Here is a 25051-nt window from a genome sequence, read left to right as displayed (position 1 = left end):
TCCTAAATCAATGAAGGTGCTCTCTGGAATTATTCCGGAGGGTGCCTTTTTCAATTCATTCGACACTGTCGAGCATTTTATCAAAAGTCTGAAAGGACATTTTGAACATAATCAATACAACAATCGAGGAGGATTTATCTATGAGAACTATGGGAAAAACCGAGAATAAAAAGAATATGCATGAGAACGAAATGAAGGTAGTAAGCCGTATGAAGGCTTATCAGAAACTGGCGGAAAGAGCAATTTCCAGAAAATTTCCGAACCGTCACATGATCAGAAGGGGGTAGTAACATATGATGAACAGAAAAGAATTTCAGCAGTATCTGCAGGAGACCATTAAGGATTTTCTGCCTGAGAGTTATGCAGATGCGAAAATCACTTTCAACGAGGTGATAAAAAACAATGATACACATCTTACCGGCATTTCCATTGCAAAGCCCGGTGAGCATGTGGTACCGAATATTTATATTGAGAACTTCTGGAACAATTACCAGAACGGGAAAAATATCGATGAGATTGTAGGAGATATTGCAGATATGCGTATTGAATACGACACGCCGGGAATTGGTCCGGAGGTGGCACAGAAGATTATGAATTATGATGCTGTAAAGGAAAGTCTCCAGATCCGTCTTTGTGATACACAGGAGAACCAGGAAAGACTTGCCAATCTTGTGCACACAGAGCACAGTGATTTCTCTGCCACTTATCATGTCAATCTTCAGGAAACAGAAGAGGGAACGGCCAGTATGGCAGTCACTCAGGATCTTCTTAAGACGTGGGGAGTCAGCGTGGATCAGCTCCATCAGGATGCTTTGGCTGCAGATATGAATCGTAATCCGATGTTCTGTGAAATGGGAAACATGATGGAGAGCATGATGTTTGGTGTAGAACCGAAGAACCTTTTAGATGGTAATCCTGATCATGGAGCCGGTATGGGCATGTACTGCCTTTCCAATAGTGCTAAAATCGATGGTGCCGGCTTAATCCTTCAGGAAAATATTATGCAGCAGATCGGAGAAATCGTAGGAGGAGATTTCTATATCCTTCCTTCCAGTTGTCATGAGGTGATTGTAGTGCCGAAAGCTGTGGATATTGAGTTGAAAGAACTTTCTGCCATGGTACAGCAGATTAACCGGACAGAAGTATCCAGAGAGGATCGCTTATCCGATCACGTCCAGCATTATGACCGCAAGGAAGCGGTCATGGAAAATGCGGAGAAACGTGCATCCCGGCTCGAGAAGGAAAAAGCAGAAACAAAGGCTGCTAAGAAGAGTATTCATGAACGCCTGGGAGAAAAGAAACAGCAGAGCGTTGCAAAGAAAGCAGAGAAAGCTGTGGAGAAGGCGGTGAAGAAGGATAAAGGGCAGGAATTGTAAGCAGTTGTAAGTGCTATCGAATTTGTATAATGATAGAAAAAAGCAAAAAATCCATCATATACCCTTGACATTATAAATCTTCACTGGTATCATGATGATAGAAAAATGTAAAAATCCAATCATGTGACAGGTGAGGAGGATAATTATATATGCACTTTGATAAAAAAGATATTGAGATATATCTTCAGGGCGTGTGGGCTGCTATCGATGATGGAAAGTATCAGATTGCTCCTCGCCCTAAAAATAGGAAGCTTTTAACCGATTATGTAATATCAGAAGAGAAAGAATTAGATATTATTAAAAGTTTGACACCGATGGACTTTTCCACTGCCGTACCAAATGATCATAAAGGCATGGAACATGAGATATTATACATTTTCGGTAAAGATATAGATTTATTAGAGAGGTTTGGAGATAAGGAAAGAACAGTATCACTTTATATTAAGTTCAACAAAATTTCAGACCAGTATTTATTCGTTATTTCTTTCCACGAACAAGAGCACCCGTTATCATATTATTTTAAATAGATATAGGAATCTTAGGAGGAAAACAAAATGGCAGGAAGAAGGAGAACATTCTGTATGGAGTGCAGAAAAGAGACAGCATATGCACTCCATAAAACACCTATAACGAAAACCATTCGAGAAAAGGAGTATCAGTTTTTAATTACCACAGCACACTGCAAAGAATGCGGATGTGAAGTAGGTGTAAAAGGAATACTTGATTACAATGCAAAAGAGATTGATGAACAGTTTCGAAAAGCTGAAGGTATTATTTCGACTGATGAAATTGAAAAACTGGGTAAAATTTATAGCTTAGGAAAAGCCCCATTATCCATGGCATTGGGGTTTGGAGAAGTTACAATTGCTCGATATCTTGCAGGACAGATTCCTTCAAAAGAGTATTCTGATACAATGAGAGCAGCATTATCTGATACAAAGGTAATGCGTGAACTCTTAGAAAGCAACAGGGATAAACTTGCGGATGCAGCATATAAGAAAGCTGTGTCTGCGATAAAGGAACTGGATGCTTTATTTAGCGTACCATCTAAGATGTTGATGGTGATATCCTATATTTTTGAACAGTTAGGAGAAGTAACACCATTAGCATTGCAAAAAATACTATACTTTGTTCAGGGATTATATTTTTCAAAATACGAGATCCCATTATTTGATGACAATTGCCAGGCATGGGTTCATGGACCTGTATATGCTGAGATTTATGATATGTTCAGTAGCTTCAGATATGATCCTATTGATGACCCGAGATTCGAGTTGCTAAAAGGAAAGTCCACTAATCTTAATGAAAAAGAAAGAGAAGTGATTGATCTGGTTGTTAACACATTTGGAATGTATGGTGGAAAGGTTCTTGAGAAAATAACGCATAGAGAAAATCCATGGATTGATGCGCGTGAAGGTTACTCAGAGAACGAGCCATCGCAGGAAGAAATCTCAAAAGAGGCAATTAAGGATTACTTTGTATCCGTAAGAACAAAGTATGATTTAAATACGGAGACTGGTATTATGGACTATATTCATAATATGCTTGCTTCCGCTTAGATTGTTCAGACTTTTGTCTTTACAATAGAAAAAGCCGGGTATAACCACCGGCTGATCCCTTGCCAAAGATTTCTCTTTGACGTATTAACTTCGCAAATTAATTATATCAAAGAGACATTCCTTTAGCAAGGAGAACTTGCGAAGGGAGGTATAAAACATGGCTAAAACTGTCCATCATGGTGGCAGAGTTGGCGCAGCTGGAAAAACACTTGCTAGTAATTCCTCTAGCAAATCTGCGAAAAGTAAAGCTGGCGCAACCTTAGCAAACCACAAAAACACATGTCATAAATAATATGACATAAACTCGTAGGATCTCATCGTTTTTTATATGGTGAGATCCTATTTCGGTTATGGACAATGGACAGATTAAGAGATATCAATAAGAGTTTTGGCGGGTATACCTATTATGGAAAAAACAAGAATTATTCGTTCTGGAAAAGAAGTGGAGTTACTTAAATATGTTCCAGATTATTATTTAATAGCAGAGAGAGTAAACAGGATTTTGGATCAATTACGAGTAGGTATTTCAACATGGGTAACTTCAGACAGTTTTGGTGATGTGGTGTATCCAGAAAGAGTGAAAATGGAGTTCCCGGTTCTGCTGGATATGGAGGTTCCGCAAGTATATGCCTATTCTATTTACTCCGTCATAGCAGAAAAGTTTGAGGCTTTTGTTTCTCTGGGCCTTGCAAATGGTAGATATAAGGATTTCTATGATATCTATGTTTTGGCTGACAGATATTATCTTAATGGTGTGGAATTAAAGAATGCGATTGTAGAGACCTTTACCCATCGAGGGACCGGTTTTGATGATATTGCAGCTTTTGATGATGATTTTACCAAGGATGAGACAAGGCAGAGAAGATGGAGAGCCTTTATCAAAAAGAAGAAAGCACTGGTGAAAGTCGAATTTGAAGAAACTATGCAACTACTAAAAGAATTATTGCTGCCCATCGTGGATTCAATTCATAACGATAATTCCTTTGAGCATACATGGAGTAAAGAAACAAAAAGCTGGATGTAATTACATAAAATTAGTAATAGGGATCGTGCAGATATGTATGGTCCTTTTATTATGCAAAAAAAAGAGGAAGGAGGGATTCCGATGGCTGGAAGAAAGCCAAAGCCTACGGCAGTAAAGAAATTGGAAGGCAATCCGGGCAAAAGAAAACTGAATAGCAAAGAACCGGTTCCGGCAAAGGGAATACCTGCTTGTCCTGACTGGTTAATGCCGGAAGCAAAGAAGGAATGGGAACGTCTGGCTGAACTGATGAATCAGATGGGTGTTCTTACAGAGGTGGATATGGCAGCCTTTGCTGCATACTGTCAGTCATATGCAAGATGGAAGGAAGCACAGGAGCATATTACTTCCGGAGGCTCTACTTTTGAGACTGATAAAGGATATCAGCAGCAGACACCTTGGGTTGGAATTGCAAATACCAATCAGAAGCTGATGCTGCAGGCCGCGTCGGAGTTTGGATTGACTCCATCCTCACGAAGCAGAATCATTGCCGGTAACAGCAAAGGGAAGGAAACGGAAGATGAGATGGAGGCATTACTTGGGGGTGATGGTTAATGGCAAAAGAAACAAGACCTAAGGATTATCCCAAGCTGAAAAACTATCGGCCGACAAGATTTATGCTTCCGACATCTCATTATGATAAGGCGAAAGCTGACAGGGCGGTTACTTTCATTGAGAACCTTTGCCACACAAAAGGCAAATGGGCAGGAAAAAGATTCTGGTTATTGCCGTGGCAGGAGCAGTTGATTAGAGATATCTTTGGAATTGCAAAGCCTGATGGGAACAGACAGTTCCGTACAGCGTTTGTTGAAATATGTAAGAAGGTAGGTAAGTAAGAGAGAACTGGCAGCAGCTATCGCTCTTTATTTATTGTATGCGGATAATGAGCCAAGTGCTGAGGTGTATGGTGCTGCAGCAGACAGGCAGCAGGCATCTATTGTATTTGATGTGGCAAGGCAGATGGTGGAAATGTCACCTGCTCTTATGAAAAGAAGCAAGCTGATGTCAGCCACAAAACGAATTGTCAATTATGGTAATGCCGGGTTTTATCAGGTATTGTCAGCGGAGGTTGGAAGCAAACATGGCTTTTCGATTTCGGGACTTGTGTTCGATGAAATTCATACACAGCCGAATCGCCAGCTATATGACGTATTAACCAAGTATAGTTCTGATGCTCGTCAGAATCCGCTTCACTTTATTATCACTACTGCTGGTAATGACAGACATTCGATTGCGTTTGAGTTACATACTAAGGAAATTAATATTTTGGAAAGCATTCATGTTGAAGGACCCGGCACTTGCGGGACTGGATGCGATGGGAACCCACACCGTACACCCAGTTGGATATTTTTAGCCTGGTTACGGAATGTATTTTATCATAGAAACAGGAGGCGAAATTATGTCAAGAGTACGATTATCAGATAAACAGGCAGAGGTGTTCTGGTTCATCCAGGACTGTCAGGACAAGAAAGGCTGGTCACCAACGGTGAGAGAGATTGCAGATGCGATTGGAGTTGGTTCAACATCCACTGTATGAAGATCGAAAGCAGAATGTAATCCTGTTTGAGGAAGCATTCTATGCAAAAAAGAATTTGGATCCGAAGATCCATGAAACAGGCAATGGTAAAATGCTGCAGGTACCGGAAGGTGTTGATGCGGAAGTTCTGGCTAAGGTACTTGGTAATCCGGCATTGACAGCGTTGCTTACTTCATTGGCAAGAACTCTGGAGGGAAATTGAAAACTGAATAAGAATGATAGATGAAGGGACAGTCTGATGCTGTCTCTTTTCTTTCGGTCAAAAAATAAAAGTTCAGGTCAATTTTGAAGAAGAGTTTGTTCCTAGGCTGCTGGTACGATCCTCGCAGATCACCAGAAAGCGTTGAAGAATCTGAAAGGCAATACTCCACGCATTGCTTACGAAAGCGGCAAATAATGTGAGATAGATTATGCCCGTACAATGTTGCGGGCATATCTTTTCATTAATAAGGAATCTCAGCACGTGAGCAAGGCGGCCTTAAAGGAACTGGATGCAGACCTGCTTGCAAAGGTTCTTTCCAATCCAGAGATGGCGGTACTGCTATCTTCACTTACGAAGACGATGAAGTGAAAAATAGTGAAAAAATAGTGTAATTATAGTGGAAAAATTGGTTTTGTTAAAAGGAATGTTAAAAATATATCTCCATCATGCCAATTGATATCTCCATCATTTGATGGTAAAATGATGGAGATAATATTGAAATGAAGGAGATTTCGATGAGAAGTTTTGATTATATAAAAACTCCGGAGCAATTGCTAAAACCTGAAATTGTTCAGATGGTGGGAAGCATTCATGAGAATAAAGGTAAGCAGGAATTGTTCCTTGAAGCCAATACAGACGAATTGAAAACTCTGCTGGAAGTTGCTTTGATTCAAAGTACAGGGGCTTCTAACAGGATTGAAGGTATTTATACTACCGACAAACGTTTGGAAGAATTAGTAAGACAGAAAGCCGAACCATGTAACCGGTCTGAACAGGAAATATCCGGATACCGGGAAGTGCTTTCCACGATCCATGAAAGCTATGAGTATATTAATCCGAGACCAAATATTATTTTACAATTGCATCGGGATTTATACTCATATTCCGGAGGAAATGCTGGTGGAAATTATAAAAATTCGGATAATGTAATTGCAGAAACAGATGCAGAAGGTCATCAAAAAGCACGTTTTATCCCAGTTCCGGCATTTCAGACTCCAGAAGCTATGAATGAACTTTGTACAAATTTTCTGGAAGCATGGGAAGCAGATCGAATAGATAAGTTGCTCCTTATCCCTATGTTTATTCTTGACTTTCTGTGTATCCATCCATTTAATGATGGAAATGGACGAATGAGCCGCCTGTTAACACTTCTTTTGTTTTATAAAGCCGGCTATATTGTTGGAAAGTATGTCAGTATTGAAATGCTGATTGAAAAGACAAAAGAAACTTATTATGAGGCATTACAGGAAAGTTCTAATGGATGGCACGAGAATGAAAACAGATATGAGTCATTTGTAAAATATTATCTGGGAATTATTCTGAAAGCATACAGTGAGTTTGAGGGGCGTGTAGAGCACCTGAAAAACAGAAGCCTTTCAAAACCGGATCGTATAAAGGCAGTGATTGATAATAAGGTAGGGAAAATTACCAAAAAAGAAATCATGGAGTTATGTCCGGATATAAGCAAAGTAACTGTAGAAAGAACCCTGACGGAACTGGTTAAAAGTGGATATATCGCAAAAGTAGGTGCCGGGCCGGCAACTGGATATGTTCGTATTTAAATCGGCTGTCGTAGTCAATACAAATGAAGTGAAATAGCAATGATCGTGTATTATGATAATAATAGGGAGGAATAATGGCTAGTACAATTCAAGTACGTGGAGACTATGTAAAGCTTGTCATAATGGATATGTGGATTCCACTTCAGATTCCTTCCAAAGGTATGGAGCACCATGATAAATCCGGGAGTGAAATTCAGGGACTTGTTCTGCTTGTAAAACATTTGGGAAACAACACTGTTCACGGCATGAAAGAGGCAGTCAAGCAATGTCCGGTCATCAAGGGAAAACTGGCGGAGATTCTTGTCAATGGTAAAAACACAGTGGCGGTGGGTGACGTTGACCAGTTTAAATGACATAGAGGTAGTACGCTGCATGGCATAGAGATTCCCGCAGGTGGGGCAGAATCGGCTGTGGCACCGGAAGGGTACGAATTTGAGCTTTCCACATCGAGGACAGCCGTACATTGCCCCGCCAAAGGCGGGGTTGCCGCAGTTGATCATTTTATCCACGTTTTCAATAACAGAAGTGCGTGGATGTAATGTATAAATCATTTCTTTATATGGGGAAAATATCCAATATGGGTGTTGTGGAAAAAGGAAAAAATTGATAAAATAGCAATATCAAAGAAACTTTCCGGGATAGATTGTCGTACATGAAATAATGGAATTGGAGGATAAGCAGATGGGTTTGTTTGGAAAAATGTTTGAAAAAAAGGTGTGTGATATCTGCGGTGGTGAGATCGGCTTGTTGGGGAATCGTAAATTAGATGACGGAAATCTTTGCAAAGAATGTGCCAAAAAGCTTTCCCCTTGGTTCGAAGAACGCCGGCACAGTACTGTGGAGGATATCAAACGGCAGTTGGCTTATCGGGAAGCGAACAAAGCTAAGGTACAGGCCTTTCGGGTGACCAGAGAGTTTGCCGGGGACAGTTACCATGTATTTTTGGATGATACCAAGGGACAGTTTGCAGTGGCTTCGAATATGAGTGTGGAAAACAATCCTGATATTGTGGACCTGTCACAGGTTGTAAGCTGCAAGCTCGAAGTTACAGAAAACCGGCATGAGGAGACCTATAAGGACAAAGAGGGCAATACGAAGAGCTATACACCGCCAAGATATACCTATTCCTATCATTACAAAATCAAACTGAGAATCAATTCTCCATGGTTTGATGATATGGATTTCAGCCTGAGCAGTTTTTCTGTGGATGAGCATGAGCGCAGAAAAATCATGGAATTGGAAAATACGGGAAATCAGATTGTGGCAGCCCTTACCGGAAATCCCTATGGTCAGAAGCCCCAGATGATGGGCAGTGGCATGTATGGCCAGCAGTCTCAGATGGGAGGATATCAGCAGGGCCCGGGTATCCGATGTGATAAGTGCGGATGGACTCCCAGCGAGCCCGGTCCGATTCCCAAATTCTGTCCCAATTGTGGAGACCCTATTGATGTAAATGATATGAATGGAATGGCATAAAAGTTTACTTTTTATGCAAAAGGAGCAGTTTTATAACTGCTCCTTTCAAAATGAAACATTTTTGAAAGGTGTTCCCGCATGACTAAACAGAATCACAAAACAGGCTTTCTTGTAGCCGTGATGGTTTTCTGTGCTATTATTTTACGCGTTTTGGGAAAGTTTGATATATTGATTGTTCCGGGGGGAATCGTCCGCTCGCTGATCTATATCGCCCTTTATATCGGATGGGGAATATCCGTCAGTAAACGGATCATTCAGGTACAGGTTCGCCATTATCTCATAGCCGTTTCCTGTTTATTGGTTTTCTGGTTTGTGATCCGTACAACGAATTACTTTTTTACAGCTGATGCCGAAATAAAGCGGCAGTTATGGTACGGGTACTACTTGCCAATGCTGTTTATCCCGCTGTTTTCTGTGTTTGTAGCCGTCTCACTGGGCAGGCCCGCGAACGCAAGGTTATCGAAAACGACGCTGCTGTTATATATTCCTACGGTGCTTTGTCTGCTGCTGGTGCTTACCAATGATCTCCATCAGCTTGTCTTTTCCTTCCCGGAAGGAGAGGTATGGACGGACAAAAACAATGGATATACATTCGGATATTATTTCGTAATCGGGTGGGAGATTCTTTGTGCTTTAGCGGCATTTATTATCATGTTAATCAAGTGCCGGCACTCGCAAAGGAAAAAATATCTGCCGTTTTTGCTGCTAATATGTTCTATCGGATATGCCTTGATATATGTCAGCGGTGCAGAATGGATGCAGCTTATTGGCGGAGACATCACGGCAGCGCAGTGTCTGATGTTCACCGGAATATTGGAATGCTGTATTCAGTGTGGACTGATCCAGACCAATACCGGTTACAAAGAGTTGTTTGAAGCCGGGGCCATAGGAGCGCAGATCGTAGATTCAGACTGGCATACCCGTTATTCCTCTTCAAACGCACTTGCGCTGACGGCGGATATGATGCGCTCAGCAGAGAAGAACGCGGCAATGCTGGATAACAACACTTTGCTCAGAAGCAGTAAGATCGATGGCGGTTATGTTTTGTGGCAGGAAGATATTACAGATATTACCGCTTTGCTGGAAAAGTTGGAGGAAAACAGAAAAACGATTTCGGAAAGCAATGATGTGGAGCAGGAAAACTATAAAACCAAGGTAAAGATCAACACAGTTCGGGAAAAGAACAGACTGTATGACCGGCTGCAGGCACAAACCGCACATCAAATCGAACTGCTCGATCAGCTGCTGACGCAATATGAGGCGGAACCCGCCCCGGATATTCGCCGCAGTCTGCTTGCAAAAGCGGCGGTGATCGGTGCATACATAAAACGCCGGGGGAATTTAATGTTTATCGGTGAAAAATCCAATGTAACGGATACCGTCGAACTGTCAGCTTGTCTTGATGAATCCTTTGCCAATTTAGAGCTTATGGGTGTGGAGTGTGCCATTGATATTCCGGGCAAAAACAGCATTGATATCCGGGATGCGATTCGTGTATATGACTTTTTTGAAGCTGTGACGGAAGCTGCGATGGATGACCTTCGCTTTGTCTGGCTGAAAGCCCGCAGTATTGAAGATGCCGTCATCTTTTATCTGCAGGCAGAAAGCAAAAGCGAATTGTCGGCGCTGTCTATGCTTGCCGACACCTGCACTTGTGAGGAAGGCGTATGGCGCTTTTCGCTGCGTATCGGAAAGGTGGGTGAACAGGCATGAAAAATTTTTATCTTTCCTCTGCTTTGGCACAAACGATACTGTTGGTTGCCTTGTTCCTTACCCTGATTTTATCCCTTTTCCTGCAGCTGACAGCTTACGGAAGACAGCGTGACAAGTGGAAAAAATATCTGCATCTGTCCGTATTTCTGTTCTTACTTATCTTATTGTCAGTGTTAGCGGATGCTTCTTCACAGATAAACGAAGGATTACAGTACAAGACATGGCTGCCGCTTCCTATGTGGCTGCTCTGGTGCATTACATTTGCGGCAGATTTTCTGATGATATGGGATATTGCAGGGCTGTGCAGATTAAGGAGACAGGCGCTTGGCCGCGATTCCATCAAACAGGCTCTGGATATGCTGCCAAGCGGTATATGCTATTTCGCACCGTCCGGTCGCGTTAAGCTGTGCAACAGGCAAATGGATTCTTTATTCCATACGATTTCACAGGGTGATCTTCAAACTCTTGCAGAACTGCAGGATGCACTGTCAGACTGTGATGCGTGTAGCGGAGTGATCAGGCTTTCTTGGGAGAGGCAGACCTATCTTTTCCCTGACGGAAAAGCATGGCGTTATCGGCAGAGCGAGGTGAAAGCTTCGGACGGCGCCACGTATACGGAAGCCGTATTTTCGGATATCACTGAGCTGTACAATAAAAATCTTGAGCTGAAAGCGCAGATCAAGCAGCTGAATGCTATTTCCCGCGAATTAAAATGGCTTTCCGACAATGCTCTGATTCTTACAAGAGAAAAGGAAGTGCTGTCCGCCAAGACGAAGCTGCATGACGATATGGGAGCGGGACTGATTGCTATACGGCACATTCTCCACCACAATCGGACGGAGGAAGAGGCAAATGCCATGGATTTGTTCCGACAGGCTGTCAGCGCCATAAAATACGATAATGCATATCCGAGGGGGCGCAGCGAACTGGATAGATTCCTGCATGATGCCGAGGCAATCGGCATAAAAGTAAATTTGTCCGGAGATTTGCCTGAGCAGGAGGAACTTCGGCATGTTATGATTCTTGCCATGCGGGAATGTCTGACAAACAGCGTGCGTCATGCCGGAGCAACAACAATACATATCACGGCGGAGAAAAAGGGAGACAGCGTTTCCGTGAAGATTACAAACGACGGAAGATCTCCTGAAACTGAGGTTATTCCAAAGGGCGGACTTCACAACCTGTACCGTCATATCATAGACTTCGGCGGTACGATGGAAATACAGTCGAAGCCGAGCTTTGCGTTAACCGTGGTTCTCCCGGTGATATAAGGAGGGTACAGAATGAAACGGGTTCTCATTGTAGAGGATCAGCGGATGCCTCGTGAAAACATGGAGCGGACGCTTTCTGACAGCGGCAGATATGAGCTGGCCGCCAGTCTCAACGGAGCGGATATTGCTTTTTTGAAATGCTGTCAGCAGCACATTGATTTGATTTTAATGGATGTCTGCACTTCGGGGAACAAGGACGGCATTGAAGCTGCCGCAGAAATCAAGGCGAAGTTTCCTAATATCAAGATCATCATTGTCACATCCATGGTTGAGGTGAGCTACCTTGAACGTGCCAGAGCAGCCGGGGTTGACAGCTTCTGGTATAAGGATATCAGTCCGGAAGCACTGATCGACGTGATCGACCGGACCATGGCAGGCGAGCATCTTTTTCCCAATGAAACGCCGAAGGTGAAATTGGGACTGGCCGAAAGCACGGAGCTGACGTCAAAGGAGATCGAGGTACTGCGGCTTATCTGCGACGGACTGGAATACGATGAAATCGCCGACAAGCTGGACATTGCGGAAAGAACCGTCAAATACCATGTTTCCAACATTTTATCAAAAACCGGATATGCCAACAGAACCCGGCTTGCCATTGCAGTAACAAATAAGAAATTTATCGTTCCGAACATCCCAGAAGAACAGGAGTTTTCCACAACCAAATAACCGAAACCTTATCATTCTGTCCCGGCTTCCTTTGGAGCCGGTTTTTTCACACACTTTTTTGAAAAAAGTGCTCAAACCTGTACTTAGGTACAGGGTGCAATGGAAATAAATCTATTATAATGATTATGGTGCAAGTCTGTGTTACCGATTATTTATTTTGAAACGGAGGTGATTTCATGCGGAGAGTTGTTGTTGATATGCAAAATGCTTTATTTGCCGACGCTATTGCAACGGCTCTGCGGAATTTTGATTCGGACTTTGAGGTGTATCAAAGTGAAAGCCCTGCCAAAACCACAGATATGTGCGCTTTTACGGAAGCGAATATTCTTATCATGGAGGTCACAGCTTACACGTCGTGGAAGCTGGAGGGACGCATGGAAATTCGAAATGAAGTGAAAGCACAAAGTCCGGGCTGCAAAATTGTACTGGTAGTGGATGAGAACACCGAAAAAAAGCTGGCGGACAAGGTGCGTCAGGCGAAGAAGGACGGGCTGATTGACAGTTTCATCTATGGCTCTGTTTCTTCCACTTATCTTTCAGCGGTTATTGATGCTTTGTAAGGTTGTCCGGCAGAGCCGGAATGATATGTTTTATTAATCAAGAGGCGTGAAAGCACAAAGTCCGGGCTGCAAAATTGTACTGGTAGCGGATGAGAACACCAAAAAAGCGAGGACAGGGGTGATGGAATGATATGAATGTATGTAACACATTTCCATCCTCTGAACTGATGAAGAAAGACAGAAGCTCTCTTTGCCGTGTGGGAGAGAGCCGGTAAAACAATCCACACGGTCAAATCGACGGGCAAAATGCCGGAAAGAAATAAGGAGGATTTGTATGAAAAAAAGATTAGCATTTTTATTGGCGGCAGCACTTACGGTGACCGCAGCTTTTACTGTTGCAGCAGAGGAAGATGTGACAGGAGAATGGTATGCAAACTTATATGGAATGCCGATGACTCTGATTCTGGATGAGAACGGAGAATACACCATGGAAATGGAAGCGTTTGAAGAAGAAGAAGGGGAAGAGCCGCAAACCGGTACATGGGAACTTGACGGGGAATCTGTCATTATGGACAAGGGCGGAGAAGATGAAATGAGCTTCGCATATGATGGAGAAACGCTGTATGCCGATATGGATGGAATGGAAATGCTTTTCAGCCGTGATCCGGAGGCTGCAGCAGGCTTTGTTCCGGCAGAGATTCGCACCGATGCTACTATTGAAGAATTTGCAGGAGACTGGACAGGCACACAACTGTCTACTTTTGGAATGATAGTGCCTCTGGAAATGATGGAGATGGAAAAAGTAGAACTTGGCATCAAAGATAACAAGGTTTCTTTTACCATGGCAGGAGGCGATATGTTTGGTGAATGGGAACTTCCGGATCTTGAAGGGGAGCTGAAGGATGGAGCGTTGACCTTTACTGTTCCCGCAGAGGATGAATATTCTGAAGATACAGAATGGAGTACCCGACTTCACGAAGACGGTATGTTGAGTCTGGCAGTTACCATTATGGATGAAGAGTTTGTATTCTATATGGAGCCGGCAGAGGAAACTGAGGAAACTGAGGAAACTGAGGAAACTGAGGAATGAGATAACTTTTTGAAAAGCCTGGGGTCTGACCTCAGGCTTTTTTTAGAGTGCGCCTAGCGGCGCACGTTTCCAACAGGTGCAAGTCCTGAATCCACCCGGTAGTGGGAAGGATATAGCCGAAAGCAAGGGTGTCCATCGTGAGGTGGAATCTGAAGGAAGCTGGATGTGGGGAACATACTAACCCATGGGCAAATCTCTGGTCTGACGAACAGAAATCACATATGAGGTTATGCATGAGGGTAAGGCTGCTCTACAAGTCAAAGCCCCATAACTACACGGAATCATGCATGATAGATGTGGCAGATGGATGGAGAGAAGGAAACGTGTGGTACCTAGGGAGATCTGTGTGATACGCTCTGAAAGGAGTAATCAACACTGCAAGGTGTTGCTGAACACACAGAAGTCAGCAGAGGTCATAGTAGCCGAGAGGTGAAGGACCGAATCAGTAGGAGTCTTAAGTATGACCGAGAAAGGAGTGACTGCTTATGGCATCGGAACGAACGGACGAATTATACAAGGTTTTGCTGGACAGAGGATATCCAAAAGAGTTCTGTGCGGAAATAGCCTATAAAAATATGAATACAGATTATACCGCAACCCGGATGCTGGGATATTTGTACCGGGTGGCAAATCCCCGGATTGAAGACTTGGTGGATGAGATGCTGGCGATCTTAAGTGCCCGGGATGCAATCATTCAGAAAAAAGAGATGGAACATGCCCAGGCGGTGATCAATGAGATTTACAGAAATGGGCTGTAAAGAATAAGTAAACAACAATGAAATACGAAAATGGTTAGAACCTTTGAAACTGGAGTATGGTATAAGAAAATAGTGGAGGTGAAGTAGAGGTGCGAATAGCTTTGGCCCAAATGAAAAATGAAGGTAATATGAAGAAAAACCATGCCAAAAGTCTGAAGTATATCAAGCAGGCAGCTGAAAATAAAGCGAACCTGATATTATTTCCGGAGGTCCAACTGACAGAGTTTTTTCCCCAGCATGAAGGGAGAGATGTATCTGAATATCGATTATCCATAAATTCAAAAGAAGTGAAGGATTTTCAGAAAGTCAGCTATGAAAATAAGATTATCACTGTTCCAAATATATATCTGGAACAAGATGGGAAAGCATATGACGCCAGTCTGTTCATTAATGAGAATGGAGAGATTCAGGGGATTCAAAAAATGGTGCATATTGCTCAAGCAAAGCAATTTTACGAGCAGGATTATTATGCTCCTTCTGACGATGGCTTTCAGGTTTTTGATACGTCATTTGGAAGAATTGGGATCGTAGTTTGTTTTGACAGGCATTATCCTGAGAGCATTAGAACTGAGGCACTTATGGATGCAGATCTGATTCTGATTCCTACAGTTAATACCAAGGCAGAACCTTCGGATATGTTCGAGTGGGAATTAAGAGTTCAGGCATTTCAGAATAGTGTGGCTATTGCAATGAGCAACAGAGTTGGCTGTGAAGAAGAGATGGATTTCTCAGGAGAATCTATTGTAGTCGATGCAAATGGAAACGTAATTGCCAAGGCTGATGATAAGGAACAAATTCTGTATGTAGATATTGATTTGTCTGAATCGAAACGAGTCCGAGAAAAAAGACCATATACAAATTTAAGAAGAAAAGAATTCTATAAATAAGGAGTGGGAGGCAAAATGAAGACAGTAATTATTTATGCATCTGTGCATCGTGGTATTTTTAATCAGTACTTACGGTGGAAGTGCAAATTATAAGTCTATTGAAAACATTTTGAAGGAAAAACATGCCAAAGTAATTGGAAAACTTGGATGTAAGGGATATGACACCTTCGGACCTTTTAAGTTGGTTGGCGGTATTGCGAAAGGTCATCCGAATGAAAAAGACCTGGAGGCTGCAGTCAATTTTATGACTGAATTACAGTCGTAAGAAAATGATAGGGAAACAGAGAGAGCGGAGTATAAGAAGGAGAAGATTTGAAGTTGTAGGAGAATTCTATGGACAAGCGTATAGAAAAACAGTTGGCATTTTCTTTGGAAATTGACAAAGTAAAAAATATATTCAGACAAACACATTTATCAGGGTACGGCAGAAATGAAAATGATGCCGAACATTCTTGGCACATGGCAATTATGGCATATCTTCTTCGAGAATATTCTAACGAGGATATTGATATTGCCAAGGTCATGTTGATGTGCTTAATCCATGATATAGTTGAAATTGATGCAGGTGACACATACGCTTATGATGCAGAGGCATTGCAATCACAAAAAGCAAGAGAAGATGCTGCAAAACAGAGAATATTTGCTATATTGCCCGAAGAACAAGCGCAAGAATTGATTGCTTTATTTGATGAGTTTGAAGAATATGAAACCGCAGAGTCTAAGTTTGCTCATGCTATGGATAACATTCAACCACTTATCTTGAATAATAGCAATAATGGTGGGGATTGGCGGGAACACGATGTTACCGTAGAGCAAATTTATAAAAGACAGAGTAAAACAAAACTGGGATCTGAAAAGTTGTTTGAAATAACAGACTGCATCATTCAAGAAAATGTTAAAAAAGGAAATTTAAAGTATTAAATTTCAGTCTTTTGGTGAGTCTGAAAACACGCATTAATTTGAATTTGCGAATTGTGAATAAATTTGATAGGAGGTGGGATATATTTATATAAATGGGTAACTCGTTTTTTAACTCGTAATTACGAATTAAAAACAAGCTTAACTCGACAAACGAGTTAAAACGAGTTATACTATATTTGAATTAGAGGATAGGAGGGGTTGAAATGCGTACAATTCCTAAAGCGGAGAGTTTAGATATTGAATTTAAAAGTGATTTGAAATGTTATCCAGATCATGATCTTATTGAAGAGATTGTTGGAATGACAAATACATCTGGAGGATTTCTGTTTCTGGGGGTCGAAGATGACGGATCAATTACCGGCGTTCATAAAAAACATAAGGATCCCATAGGGGTAACTGCATTGATTGCAAATAGCACTGTTCCGCCCATAGCTGTAAGGGCAGAGATAATTACTGAAGAGGGTAAAGATGTTCTGAAAATTGAAGTGCCAAGAAGCCGAGGTGTGGTATCTACTGCGTCAGGAAAAATGTTGAGGAGACGTATTAAACTTGATGGAAGCCCGGAAGTAATACCAATGTATTCTTATGAGATTCCATCTCGCCTTGCAGAACTGGGAATGCTTGATTATTCTGCTCAGCCTTTGGCAGGAGCTACTTTAGATGACTTGGATCCAAATCAGCGAGTTAGACTTCGCCGAATCATTCAAAATAGACCGGGTGGTGAAAAAACTCTGCTTTCTTTACCGGATAACGAACTGGATGTTGCATTACGTCTTATTACAGATGTTGCGGGTAAATATGTTCCAACAGTAACAGGTATGCTTTTAATTGGAAAAGAGGAGCGTATCGCAGAACTGATACCAACAGCAAAATCGGCATTTCAAGTCCTGGAAGGAACGGCTGTCCGTATGAATGAGGATAGCAATAAACCGCTTCTTGAATTATTTGAGAACTATGAGACATACGTCAAAGCCTGGAATCCAGAAAGGGAGACTGAGTACGGATTATTTAGAATTCCAATTCCGGAATTTGACTGGGCTGCTTTTCGAGAAGGTTTAGTAAACGCATTCTGTCATAGGGATTATACTATGCTTGGCGCTGTAAGAGTTTTGATTGATGATGAAGGAATGATCATTAGTAATCCTGGTGGATTTATTGATGGAGTTAATCTGAAAAATCTTCTGACTGTAGAACCACATGGACGTAATCCTGCACTTGCTGATGCAATGAAACGAATCGGTTTAGCTGAGAAAACGGGAAGAGGAATTGATAGAATTTTTGAGGGTTCTATCATCTTTGGGAGGCCTTGGCCAGATTATTCTGAATCTACCAGCAGAACCGTTAAGCTATTTATTCAAAGGGCGAAAGCAGACTTGCCCTTTGCAAAGTTTGTTGCAGAAGAACAAAACAGGCAGGGAAAACCATTATCAATCTACACATTGATGATTCTATCTGTCCTTAATACAGAAAGAAGATGTACGGTTGAACGAATTGTTGAGCTGACAAATCTGAGTGAAAATAAGGTTAGATCTGCAATTGAGGTCATGATTGAGTCTGGTTTGATTGAAGCATCCGGAAAAGGAAAAGATCGAACCTATATTCTGGGTAAAAAGATCTATCGTGAAAACAAAGAAACAATACAGTATGTTCGACAGACAGATATAGACAGCATCAGGCATCCTGAGTTAGTAATGAAGTTGGCAAACACTCAGAATGGAATTATTACAAAGCAGGATGTAGTTGAATTGCTGAAAGTGACTCCTTCGCAGGCATATGCAGTTATTAAAAAGCTTCAAGCTGAAGGACGTTTAGAATTGTTATGTGGAGGAAAGTACTCCAAGTACAAAGTAACCAATTCCTAACTCGTTTTAACTCGATAAGGAACGAATTAAAAATGAGTTAGAATCGAATTAAATGCAAGTAAAAGATAGACAAGGGCATCAGCCGCGGCACGGTATATAAGCTGTTGGAGCAGCAGGAGTTTCGCTGGTTTAAAATTGGATCCGCCTGTCGAATTTCAAAGAAGAGCTTCGATGAGTGGCTGGACAACAAGCTGTAAGTTGTCAAGGATGTCGAGCCGTTCCGCGACATCCTAATAATTCGAACGGATAACCGCTACGATGGAAGTGCAAATTATCAGTCTATTGAAAACATTTTGAAGGAAAAAACTCCAAAGTAATCGGACAAATTGGATGTAAGAGATATGACACCTTCGGATCTTTTAAGTTGGTTGGCGGTATTGCGAAAAGTCATCTGAATGAAAAAGACCTGGAGGCTGCAGTCAATTTTATGACTGAATTACAGTCGTAAGAAAATGATAGAGAAACAGAGAGAGCGGAGTATAAGAAGGAGAAGATTTGAATTTGCGAATATCTTTTCAAACTAAAGAAAGTAAGATTGAATTCTGTAATGTACTTGAAGAAAGGGGCGCATACAATGTTTAAACTATTTAAATCAAAAGAACAGAAAATTGCAGATGCACGTGCAGAAATAGAAAAAACATTTCAGGATTTTATGGAAGGGGAAGGCAGACTGCCGGAAGGTTTTTCAGAACCGTATATCAGAATCACATCTTTCGGATTAGTTTTGAACGACACACCATTTAAAGCATACCTGGATACGATAAAGGCTGACGTTGATCGTCTTAATGATGATACCGGAATATCAGACTGGTTTTATCTGGATGAATCAGTAGAGATAAATGCTGCAGCTGCTGCAATTTCTGACTGGGTAAAACGGTATAAGGAAATGGAGACTATGTTAGGAAAAAAAGCTTGTGTAGATAGGAAGACAACCGTGAGACCGCCGGCATTCCGCCACTGCGGAGGAAAAGTCATGGTTGTAATAGACAACAAGCGTAGATATGAGGGAATTACTGAAGAATCTATAGAGAGATGCAAAGCTGAAGAAATATCTTTCTGCACAGTCCTTTCGGATTGTAAGCTGTATGATCTTATAGAGCAGAAGGAAAAAGAAATCACATATGTGACTTATCCGAATTACCATGATGAGACATATGCTGACTGGAGCTTTAAGTAAGATAACTTTCAGTCTTGTGGAGAGACTGAAAGCAACAGAAGATTTGAAGTTTGAGGTGCTTTATGTTTATAAGAAAAGAAGAAACTAAGGATTACGAAACAGTATATTCTGTCGTGAAAAGAGCATTTGATAGTGCTGAACATGCTGATGGAAATGAACGTGATTTAGTAAATGCATTAAGAACCGGCGAATCGTTTTTTCCCGAGCTATCATTGGTTGCTGTAATAGATGGAGAAATTGCAGGACACATTATGTTTACAAAGGCGAAAGTTGAGGATGAGTCTGTTTTAGCGTTGGCACCACTTTCTGTTCTACCGGAATATCAAAAGCAAGGAATAGGAACGGCTTTGATAAAAGAGGGACATAGAATTGCGAAAGAATTAGGATATGCTTATTCGATTGTATTAGGAAGTGAAAATTTTTATCCGAGAGTGGGATATTTACCAGCGGTGGATTTTGGCATAAGCCCGTCTTTTGATGTGCCAAGCGAAAACTTTATGGCGTATAGATTACGAGAGGATGTTCCTAATATCTGTGGAATATTGAAATATGCAAAAGAGTTTGGAATTGAATAATGAGAATTTGAATTTGTCTAATTAAGTTAATCGTGCCATATGGCTTGATTATAAATACAAAGATAAAAACGCAATGTACACCTAAAAATGTACTAGAGCTGGTAGGTAGCCCAGCCGTCCTATTTCTAATAGGGTAAGTAACCTGCCCCTCCGGGTTGTCCATTCTTTGTTCAACTATTATTTAGGAGGGATTCTTATGGACAAAGTAAGTGGAAAGCTGACAGTGTATTTTGAAGAACCATTTTGGATAGGAATATTTGAACGTATCGAAGATGGTAAATTATCTGTGGCAAAAGTGACTTTTGGTGCAGAGCCAAAAGATTACGAAGTGCAGGAATATGTTCAAAAATACTATTTCAGTTTGAAATTCAGTCCGGCTGTTGATACTGTTGCAAAGGATATAAAAAGAAATCCGAAAAGGATGCAGCGTGAAGCGAAAAAGCAGATGCAGGAAATAGGCATTGGCACAAAATCGCAACAGGCATTGAAATTACAACAGGAACAGAACAAGCAAGAGCGCAAGGTAAGAAGCCAAGAAAAAAAAGAAGCGGAAAAACTGCGAATGTTTGAACTGAAACAGCAAAAGAAGAGAGAAAAGCATAAGGGGCATTAATGTCCCTTGGGCTTTTTGTTCAAATCGGAATTTAAGGAGAAAAACAAAATGAGACAATATATCGTAGACTCATTTACAAATATACCTTTTACAGGAAATCCGGCGGCGGTCTGTGTCATGGAAAGCTGGCCATCTGAAGAATCTATGATGAAACTGGCGATGGAAAATAATCTTTCGGAAACCGCTTTTATCGTAAAGGAAGAAAAAAGGTATCATCTGCGCTGGTTCACACCGGGTACAGAGGTGGAGTTATGCGGTCATGCCACACTGGCATCGTCCTTTGTTATCTTGAATTATTATGAGCCTGACAGCAAGGAAGTGAAATTTGATACCCTTAGCGGTGAGTTGACGATTCATCGGAATGGGAATCTGTATGAGATGAATTTTCCCACCTACGAATTGAAGGAGATTCCAGTCACGGATGCAATGGAAAGGGCTTTCGGCGCACGCCCGGTTAAAGCGGTATTGGGTCTTGATCTGATATGTATATTTGATTCGGAAGATACCGTCAGAACTATGAATCCGAATCAGACACTTCTGGCCGGTATTGAGGGAAGAATCCAAAATGCAACTTCGATGGGAAAAGAAACCGATTGCGTATCGCGCAGCTTCTGTCCGAAGTTGAGTATCCCAGAGGATCCGGTTTGCGGTTCAGCCCATTGCCAGATTGCCGACTATTGGTCAAAAGAACTGAATAAAAAGGAAATTTATGCGTACCAGGCATCGAAGCGCGGTGGATACTTGCATTGCAGAATGGAAGAAAACCATCGTATAATGATTAGTGGAGAGGCAACTCTGGTGGCCATCTCTGAAATTGCAGTTGCGCTGTAAAATTCAGGCTTCTGTTGAGCTGAAAGCACGTATGAATTTGAAGTTGGAGGGATAGATTTCTATGATTATCAGATATGCAGAAGAGAAAAATTTTATAGAATTGCGACAGTTTTATGACGGTATGTGTAAAGTTTTGAGCGGAAAAGATTTTCTGCCGGAGGGAGATAAAGGTGGTTTCCCTCCAGATGAAATGATCAAAGATGCAATCAAAGAGAGAAATCAGTTTATCGGTATTGAAGATGGTCGAATTGTTGCGGCGTATATTATGAATCATGATCGTGATGAGGCGTATCACGCAGTTAAATGGCTTATTGATGCAAATGATAACGAGACAGTAGTTCTTCATGCCTTGCGTGTCCTTCCGGAATATGGAGGTCGTGGATACTCGAAGCAGTTAGTTCAACACGCAATAGACACAGCAAGGGAAAGAAAACTTAAATCAATTCGTCTTGATTGCATAGAGGGAAATGATATTCCACAGAAAATGTATATGTCGTTTGGATTTAAGTATGTGGATAAGGTTGAAATCACATATGTTGATATTGGAGTACCGAGGAAGTTCCTCTTATATGAGTTTGTACTCTAATCAAGACATAATAACAGTTATATCTTGAACATTGTACAAACAAATTCCAGTTTGTAAAGCTGGCGTAAGAAATTGGAAGTTATCGTTGAAGCAGCTTTGTAGAGGATAAACAGATTGACAAGATAGAGATTTCCTACTAGAATATTGTTTGAAAAATAAATAAAAGTCCGTCAGACTATAATAAGACTATATGGTTTACACTGTTTCTGATATAAACAGCTAGGCCGTATAGTCTTTTTTTATGGAGGAATCGAATGAATCAGCAATTTATGAAAGAGAAAAAAATTGTTCCGCTTGTATTACAAATGTCCGTACCTATGATTTTATCTATGGCAGTGAACGCACTTTATAATATTGTAGATAGTTACTTTGTGGCAAAAATCAGTCAAAATGCAATGACAGCTTTGTCTATTGTATTTCCGGTACAAAATATGATCAATGCTATTGCAGTCGGCTTTGGAATTGGCTTGAACGCTATGATTGCATATTCGATAGGTGCAAATGAGGAGAAAAAAGCAAACCATATCGCATCAACAGGTGTATTTTTGAGTATGATACATGGAATCATACTTACTATATGCTTTTTCATTGGAATGCCGGCATTTATGCAACATTTTACTAAAGAACAGGAAATTATAAATTTAGGGTTAGAATATGCAAATTGGGTTTTGTTATTTACAGTTATTATTCAGGTTTCTGTAGCTTATGAAAAAATTTTTCAATCGGTAGGCAGGATGAAAGTATCGATGTGCAGCATGATGGTGGGATTTATTGTAAATATTGTATTAGATCCAATCATGATCTTTGGTTTTGGGAAGTTTCCTGCAATGGGCATGAAGGGTGCTGCAATTGCAACGGGAATTGGACAGGTATGCACACTAATTGCATATTTATCCTTTTATTTTATGACTCCGATTCCTGCAAAAACCAGCTGGAAATACATACGATTTGAAAACAATGAACTCAAGAGTGTTTATGGTGTCGGCATCCCGGCAACTTTAAATATGGCATTGCCTTCCGTGCTGATTTCTGCATTAAATACAATTTTAACTGCTTTTGGAGATACCTATATCTTGATTTTAGGAATCTATTATAAGCTACAGACATTTATTTATCTGTCAGCCAATGGAATCATTCAGGGAATCCGACCTTTAATCAGTTATAACTACGGTGCAGGGCAGTGGGAGAGAGTGAAAAAAATCGCGGGAACAGCAGAAGTTTTTATTATAGGAATTATGTTGTTTGGAACTGTAGCTTGTCAGCTTTTTCCGGAACAGCTGATATCTATCTACTCTGAAGATGTTGCCATTGTGAAGTATGGTGTAACTGCATTAACGATCATCAGTCTTGGATTTGCCATATCTTCATTGTCAGTTGTAACATCGGGAGTGTGTGAAGCTCTTGGAAAGGGACTTCTTTCATTGATCATTTCCTTAATACGATATATCGTAGTGATTATTCCGGCTTCCGTCATTTTCAGTAAGATGTGGGATGCGAATGGCGTGTATGTAGCATTTGTATTTACAGAATTTACAGCAGCTTTGATTTCAGCATTGCTAATGAAAAAAGTATTAAAGAAGGGATAGAATATGAATATCATCAAGAAAATAATCTTTGTTGTAATCGGTTCTGTGATTGCTGCATTTGGAATAGATCTGGCAATCTATGCCGGATTTGGAGGAGCTACTCTGGCTGTTTTATGGCAAGGAGTTTCTTATGTGTTACATATCACATTGGGACAGGCATCCTTTGTGGTTGCAGTAGGAATGATTGTCTTTTGTCTGTTCTATGATCGCAGCCAGATTTATCTGGGTACTATTTTATATCAAATCATCTATAGTGGATGTACAGATTTGTTTCAGCCGTTGATGCACTACACAGAAACTAAAATCTTGAATTTCTTTATGATGCTGATGGGGATTGTTCTGTTTGCAGTAGGAACAGCCATCTATTCTTATGCTGATTGGGGAAGAGGCTCCTATGAAGCGGTAACATTTGCATTGGCAAAAAAGCATTCCTGGCAGATCAAATATGTGCGTATAGCACTTGATGCCATGGTGGTGCTATTCGGTATGTTCTTAGGCGGAAAGTTTGGAATGTGTACTATTTGTACAATACTTCTATCCGGTGTGATGATTCAAAAAACATTGCAATTATTGCATGCTATGATAGAGAATAAAGCATAATAACCATTATATGGAATGATTTGAGAGATTAGAAGGAGTAATTTACAATATGGAACTGAAAAAATACCATATGAATTGGCTGTATGTAAGCTAAAAAATGTAAAGGACATTGATCTGAATGAAGGCTTTTATTTTGTAGGTTGTCTAGTTGAGAAAAATGACTTGGGAAAGTTCTAAGTCCAAGGCTCAAAAATCCAGAGCCTGAGCATACTTTCAAGCCCTGGATTTAGTACTTTCCTAAGTCATTATATAACAATCATACATACATTATATAAATTTCAGTTTATCTGTTTCTTAAAATGAGAATAGTATGGAATAAATACAACATAATGAGAACATGTTACCTTCGTATGATTCGATTCATACGGAGGTTTCTTTTTGCCCATTTTTCTCATCTTTACATTTTTTTACTGAAACATGTTGTATAAGTCCCTCTGAAACTTTGGATATATAGAGGGACATTTATTTCCGCGAGCAACGAGCCAAGCGGACATGCTTGCATGTCCATTTGGCGACTGCCGCGAGAGCCAAATGACCCGTCACTTGCGGGAGTATTTGGAATGCCGCCTCTAAAATAATGAAATGTGAGGTAATGACATATGTCAGAGAAAAGATGTTATACAGTAAAAGAGTTACAGGAAATTCTTGGAGTCAGCAGACCGACAATATATAACCTTCTGAA

The 25051-nt window shown here is 40.9% G+C and carries 30 protein-coding genes and 2 pseudogenes; 31 read left to right on the top strand and 1 reads right to left on the bottom strand.

Annotation, left to right across the window (positions count from 1 at the left end):
* Window positions 1-140: 140 nt before the first annotated feature.
* The 11 genes and pseudogenes from ACTNEW_RS14590 (at window position 141) to ACTNEW_RS14540 (ending at window position 7257) form a co-directional block, all read left to right on the top strand.
* Window positions 141-287 carry a hypothetical protein gene (locus ACTNEW_RS14590; protein WP_441062298.1) on the top strand — a complete coding sequence of 49 codons (147 nt, stop codon included), beginning with the start codon at window positions 141-143 and terminating at the stop codon, window positions 285-287.
* Between the two features lie 6 nt (window positions 288-293).
* Window positions 294-1376, top strand: coding sequence for a DUF5688 family protein (locus ACTNEW_RS14585; RefSeq protein ID WP_441062297.1), 1083 nt, complete (start codon window positions 294-296; stop codon window positions 1374-1376).
* A gap of 149 nt (window positions 1377-1525) precedes the next feature.
* Window positions 1526-1903, top strand: a complete 378-nt coding sequence (locus ACTNEW_RS14580) for a hypothetical protein (protein WP_441062295.1) — start codon at window positions 1526-1528, stop codon at window positions 1901-1903.
* A 27-nt stretch (window positions 1904-1930) separates the two neighbouring features.
* The gene (locus ACTNEW_RS14575) at window positions 1931-2935 is read left to right on the top strand and encodes a type II toxin-antitoxin system antitoxin SocA domain-containing protein (protein ID WP_441062294.1); all 1005 of its coding nucleotides are present in this window, start codon (window positions 1931-1933) and stop codon (window positions 2933-2935) included.
* Window positions 2936-3092: 157 nt separating this feature from the next.
* Complete coding sequence (locus tag ACTNEW_RS14570; protein ID WP_441062292.1) at window positions 3093-3227, top strand: hypothetical protein; 135 nt, start codon at window positions 3093-3095, stop codon at window positions 3225-3227.
* 114 nt (window positions 3228-3341) lie between these two features.
* On the top strand, window positions 3342-3959 hold the full coding sequence (locus ACTNEW_RS14565; protein ID WP_441062291.1) for a nucleotidyl transferase AbiEii/AbiGii toxin family protein: 618 nt from the start codon (window positions 3342-3344) through the stop codon (window positions 3957-3959).
* Between the two features lie 81 nt (window positions 3960-4040).
* Complete coding sequence (locus ACTNEW_RS14560; protein ID WP_441062288.1) at window positions 4041-4511, top strand: phage terminase small subunit P27 family; 471 nt, start codon at window positions 4041-4043, stop codon at window positions 4509-4511.
* Window positions 4511-5243, top strand: a pseudogene (locus tag ACTNEW_RS14555) (terminase large subunit domain-containing protein); the annotation flags it as partial. The gene ACTNEW_RS14560 and the pseudogene ACTNEW_RS14555, both read left to right, overlap by 1 nt.
* A gap of 112 nt (window positions 5244-5355) precedes the next feature.
* Complete coding sequence (locus ACTNEW_RS14550) at window positions 5356-5493, top strand: hypothetical protein (RefSeq protein WP_441062286.1); 138 nt, start codon at window positions 5356-5358, stop codon at window positions 5491-5493.
* A complete protein-coding gene (locus ACTNEW_RS14545; protein ID WP_441062283.1) occupies window positions 5459-5695 on the top strand; it encodes a hypothetical protein in 237 nt (78 codons plus the stop codon). The genes ACTNEW_RS14550 and ACTNEW_RS14545 overlap by 35 nt, the downstream gene beginning before the upstream one ends.
* A 500-nt stretch (window positions 5696-6195) precedes the next feature.
* Window positions 6196-7257: a Fic family protein gene (locus ACTNEW_RS14540; RefSeq protein ID WP_441062281.1), complete on the top strand. Its 1062-nt coding sequence runs from the start codon at window positions 6196-6198 to the stop codon at window positions 7255-7257.
* 122 nt (window positions 7258-7379) lie between these two features.
* Here the strand turns inward: ACTNEW_RS14540 and ACTNEW_RS14535 are convergent.
* A pseudogene (locus ACTNEW_RS14535) lies at window positions 7380-7808 on the bottom strand (IS91 family transposase); the annotation flags it as partial.
* Between the two features lie 130 nt (window positions 7809-7938).
* Between ACTNEW_RS14535 and ACTNEW_RS14530 the strand changes: the two are divergent.
* From ACTNEW_RS14530 to ACTNEW_RS14435, 20 genes are all read left to right on the top strand, one after another.
* The gene (locus tag ACTNEW_RS14530) at window positions 7939-8733 is read left to right on the top strand and encodes a DUF4428 domain-containing protein (protein WP_441062279.1); all 795 of its coding nucleotides are present in this window, start codon (window positions 7939-7941) and stop codon (window positions 8731-8733) included.
* A gap of 78 nt (window positions 8734-8811) precedes the next feature.
* A complete protein-coding gene (locus ACTNEW_RS14525; RefSeq protein ID WP_441062277.1) occupies window positions 8812-10446 on the top strand; it encodes a histidine kinase N-terminal 7TM domain-containing protein in 1635 nt (544 codons plus the stop codon).
* Window positions 10443-11717 carry a sensor histidine kinase gene (locus ACTNEW_RS14520; protein WP_441062276.1) on the top strand — a complete coding sequence of 425 codons (1275 nt, stop codon included), beginning with the start codon at window positions 10443-10445 and terminating at the stop codon, window positions 11715-11717. The genes ACTNEW_RS14525 and ACTNEW_RS14520 overlap by 4 nt, the downstream gene beginning before the upstream one ends.
* A 12-nt stretch (window positions 11718-11729) precedes the next feature.
* Entirely contained in the window at window positions 11730-12383 is a 654-nt protein-coding gene (locus tag ACTNEW_RS14515; RefSeq protein WP_441062273.1) for a response regulator, read from the top strand.
* A 176-nt stretch (window positions 12384-12559) separates the two neighbouring features.
* Window positions 12560-12943 carry a hypothetical protein gene (locus ACTNEW_RS14510; protein WP_441062271.1) on the top strand — a complete coding sequence of 128 codons (384 nt, stop codon included), beginning with the start codon at window positions 12560-12562 and terminating at the stop codon, window positions 12941-12943.
* 274 nt (window positions 12944-13217) lie between these two features.
* Window positions 13218-13973, top strand: coding sequence for a copper resistance protein NlpE N-terminal domain-containing protein (locus ACTNEW_RS14505; protein ID WP_441062269.1), 756 nt, complete (start codon window positions 13218-13220; stop codon window positions 13971-13973).
* Between the two features lie 485 nt (window positions 13974-14458).
* Window positions 14459-14731: a hypothetical protein gene (locus tag ACTNEW_RS14500; RefSeq protein ID WP_441062267.1), complete on the top strand. Its 273-nt coding sequence runs from the start codon at window positions 14459-14461 to the stop codon at window positions 14729-14731.
* Between the two features lie 89 nt (window positions 14732-14820).
* Complete coding sequence (locus ACTNEW_RS14495; RefSeq protein ID WP_441062266.1) at window positions 14821-15618, top strand: carbon-nitrogen hydrolase family protein; 798 nt, start codon at window positions 14821-14823, stop codon at window positions 15616-15618.
* A 34-nt stretch (window positions 15619-15652) separates the two neighbouring features.
* Window positions 15653-15883, top strand: coding sequence for a hypothetical protein (locus tag ACTNEW_RS14490; protein ID WP_441062263.1), 231 nt, complete (start codon window positions 15653-15655; stop codon window positions 15881-15883).
* A gap of 68 nt (window positions 15884-15951) precedes the next feature.
* Window positions 15952-16539: an HD domain-containing protein gene (locus ACTNEW_RS14485; protein ID WP_441062261.1), complete on the top strand. Its 588-nt coding sequence runs from the start codon at window positions 15952-15954 to the stop codon at window positions 16537-16539.
* Between the two features lie 203 nt (window positions 16540-16742).
* Complete coding sequence (locus tag ACTNEW_RS14480; protein WP_347375531.1) at window positions 16743-18401, top strand: RNA-binding domain-containing protein; 1659 nt, start codon at window positions 16743-16745, stop codon at window positions 18399-18401.
* A 65-nt stretch (window positions 18402-18466) separates the two neighbouring features.
* The gene (locus tag ACTNEW_RS14475; RefSeq protein ID WP_235251181.1) at window positions 18467-18598 is read left to right on the top strand and encodes a helix-turn-helix domain-containing protein; all 132 of its coding nucleotides are present in this window, start codon (window positions 18467-18469) and stop codon (window positions 18596-18598) included.
* A gap of 377 nt (window positions 18599-18975) precedes the next feature.
* Window positions 18976-19578, top strand: coding sequence for a hypothetical protein (locus ACTNEW_RS14470; protein WP_441062259.1), 603 nt, complete (start codon window positions 18976-18978; stop codon window positions 19576-19578).
* 62 nt (window positions 19579-19640) lie between these two features.
* Window positions 19641-20153, top strand: coding sequence for a GNAT family N-acetyltransferase (locus ACTNEW_RS14465; protein ID WP_441062257.1), 513 nt, complete (start codon window positions 19641-19643; stop codon window positions 20151-20153).
* Window positions 20154-20349: 196 nt separating this feature from the next.
* Window positions 20350-20766, top strand: coding sequence for a YjdF family protein (locus ACTNEW_RS14460; protein ID WP_347375532.1), 417 nt, complete (start codon window positions 20350-20352; stop codon window positions 20764-20766).
* 48 nt (window positions 20767-20814) lie between these two features.
* Complete coding sequence (locus ACTNEW_RS14455) at window positions 20815-21597, top strand: PhzF family phenazine biosynthesis protein (RefSeq protein ID WP_347375533.1); 783 nt, start codon at window positions 20815-20817, stop codon at window positions 21595-21597.
* Between the two features lie 61 nt (window positions 21598-21658).
* Window positions 21659-22183 carry a GNAT family N-acetyltransferase gene (locus tag ACTNEW_RS14450; RefSeq protein WP_314328722.1) on the top strand — a complete coding sequence of 175 codons (525 nt, stop codon included), beginning with the start codon at window positions 21659-21661 and terminating at the stop codon, window positions 22181-22183.
* Between the two features lie 254 nt (window positions 22184-22437).
* Entirely contained in the window at window positions 22438-23769 is a 1332-nt protein-coding gene (locus ACTNEW_RS14445; RefSeq protein ID WP_441062254.1) for an MATE family efflux transporter, read from the top strand.
* A 3-nt stretch (window positions 23770-23772) separates the two neighbouring features.
* A complete protein-coding gene (locus ACTNEW_RS14440) occupies window positions 23773-24369 on the top strand; it encodes a YczE/YyaS/YitT family protein (protein WP_441062252.1) in 597 nt (198 codons plus the stop codon).
* A gap of 599 nt (window positions 24370-24968) precedes the next feature.
* On the top strand, window positions 24969-25051 hold an 83-nt coding region (locus tag ACTNEW_RS14435), incomplete at its 3' end, for a helix-turn-helix transcriptional regulator (RefSeq protein ID WP_441062314.1).

The organism is Blautia sp. HCP3S3_G3 (assembly GCF_052063365.1).
Lineage (GTDB): Bacteria > Bacillota > Clostridia > Lachnospirales > Lachnospiraceae > Blautia_A.
Note: the sequence above shows the minus strand (reverse complement) of the source record. Positions and strands in the feature narration are given on the sequence as shown.

Excerpts from the sequence above, each read along its gene's own strand:
- ACTNEW_RS14590 (WP_441062298.1), top strand. The coding sequence starts at position 141 with ATGAGAACTATGGGAAAAACCGAGAATAAAAAGAATATGCATGAGAAC.
- ACTNEW_RS14585 (WP_441062297.1), top strand. The coding sequence starts at position 294 with ATGATGAACAGAAAAGAATTTCAGCAGTATCTGCAGGAGACCATTAAG.
- ACTNEW_RS14580 (WP_441062295.1), top strand. The coding sequence starts at position 1,526 with ATGCACTTTGATAAAAAAGATATTGAGATATATCTTCAGGGCGTGTGG.
- ACTNEW_RS14575 (WP_441062294.1), top strand. The coding sequence starts at position 1,931 with ATGGCAGGAAGAAGGAGAACATTCTGTATGGAGTGCAGAAAAGAGACA.
- ACTNEW_RS14570 (WP_441062292.1), top strand. The coding sequence starts at position 3,093 with ATGGCTAAAACTGTCCATCATGGTGGCAGAGTTGGCGCAGCTGGAAAA.
- ACTNEW_RS14565 (WP_441062291.1), top strand. The coding sequence starts at position 3,342 with ATGGAAAAAACAAGAATTATTCGTTCTGGAAAAGAAGTGGAGTTACTT.
- ACTNEW_RS14560 (WP_441062288.1), top strand. The coding sequence starts at position 4,041 with ATGGCTGGAAGAAAGCCAAAGCCTACGGCAGTAAAGAAATTGGAAGGC.
- ACTNEW_RS14550 (WP_441062286.1), top strand. The coding sequence starts at position 5,356 with ATGTCAAGAGTACGATTATCAGATAAACAGGCAGAGGTGTTCTGGTTC.
- ACTNEW_RS14545 (WP_441062283.1), top strand. The coding sequence starts at position 5,459 with ATGCGATTGGAGTTGGTTCAACATCCACTGTATGAAGATCGAAAGCAG.
- ACTNEW_RS14540 (WP_441062281.1), top strand. The coding sequence starts at position 6,196 with ATGAAGGAGATTTCGATGAGAAGTTTTGATTATATAAAAACTCCGGAG.
- ACTNEW_RS14530 (WP_441062279.1), top strand. The coding sequence starts at position 7,939 with ATGGGTTTGTTTGGAAAAATGTTTGAAAAAAAGGTGTGTGATATCTGC.
- ACTNEW_RS14525 (WP_441062277.1), top strand. The coding sequence starts at position 8,812 with ATGACTAAACAGAATCACAAAACAGGCTTTCTTGTAGCCGTGATGGTT.
- ACTNEW_RS14520 (WP_441062276.1), top strand. The coding sequence starts at position 10,443 with ATGAAAAATTTTTATCTTTCCTCTGCTTTGGCACAAACGATACTGTTG.
- ACTNEW_RS14515 (WP_441062273.1), top strand. The coding sequence starts at position 11,730 with ATGAAACGGGTTCTCATTGTAGAGGATCAGCGGATGCCTCGTGAAAAC.
- ACTNEW_RS14510 (WP_441062271.1), top strand. The coding sequence starts at position 12,560 with ATGCGGAGAGTTGTTGTTGATATGCAAAATGCTTTATTTGCCGACGCT.
- ACTNEW_RS14505 (WP_441062269.1), top strand. The coding sequence starts at position 13,218 with ATGAAAAAAAGATTAGCATTTTTATTGGCGGCAGCACTTACGGTGACC.
- ACTNEW_RS14500 (WP_441062267.1), top strand. The coding sequence starts at position 14,459 with ATGGCATCGGAACGAACGGACGAATTATACAAGGTTTTGCTGGACAGA.
- ACTNEW_RS14490 (WP_441062263.1), top strand. The coding sequence starts at position 15,653 with ATGCATCTGTGCATCGTGGTATTTTTAATCAGTACTTACGGTGGAAGT.
- ACTNEW_RS14485 (WP_441062261.1), top strand. The coding sequence starts at position 15,952 with ATGGACAAGCGTATAGAAAAACAGTTGGCATTTTCTTTGGAAATTGAC.
- ACTNEW_RS14480 (WP_347375531.1), top strand. The coding sequence starts at position 16,743 with ATGCGTACAATTCCTAAAGCGGAGAGTTTAGATATTGAATTTAAAAGT.
- ACTNEW_RS14470 (WP_441062259.1), top strand. The coding sequence starts at position 18,976 with ATGTTTAAACTATTTAAATCAAAAGAACAGAAAATTGCAGATGCACGT.
- ACTNEW_RS14465 (WP_441062257.1), top strand. The coding sequence starts at position 19,641 with ATGTTTATAAGAAAAGAAGAAACTAAGGATTACGAAACAGTATATTCT.
- ACTNEW_RS14460 (WP_347375532.1), top strand. The coding sequence starts at position 20,350 with ATGGACAAAGTAAGTGGAAAGCTGACAGTGTATTTTGAAGAACCATTT.
- ACTNEW_RS14455 (WP_347375533.1), top strand. The coding sequence starts at position 20,815 with ATGAGACAATATATCGTAGACTCATTTACAAATATACCTTTTACAGGA.
- ACTNEW_RS14450 (WP_314328722.1), top strand. The coding sequence starts at position 21,659 with ATGATTATCAGATATGCAGAAGAGAAAAATTTTATAGAATTGCGACAG.
- ACTNEW_RS14445 (WP_441062254.1), top strand. The coding sequence starts at position 22,438 with ATGAATCAGCAATTTATGAAAGAGAAAAAAATTGTTCCGCTTGTATTA.
- ACTNEW_RS14440 (WP_441062252.1), top strand. The coding sequence starts at position 23,773 with ATGAATATCATCAAGAAAATAATCTTTGTTGTAATCGGTTCTGTGATT.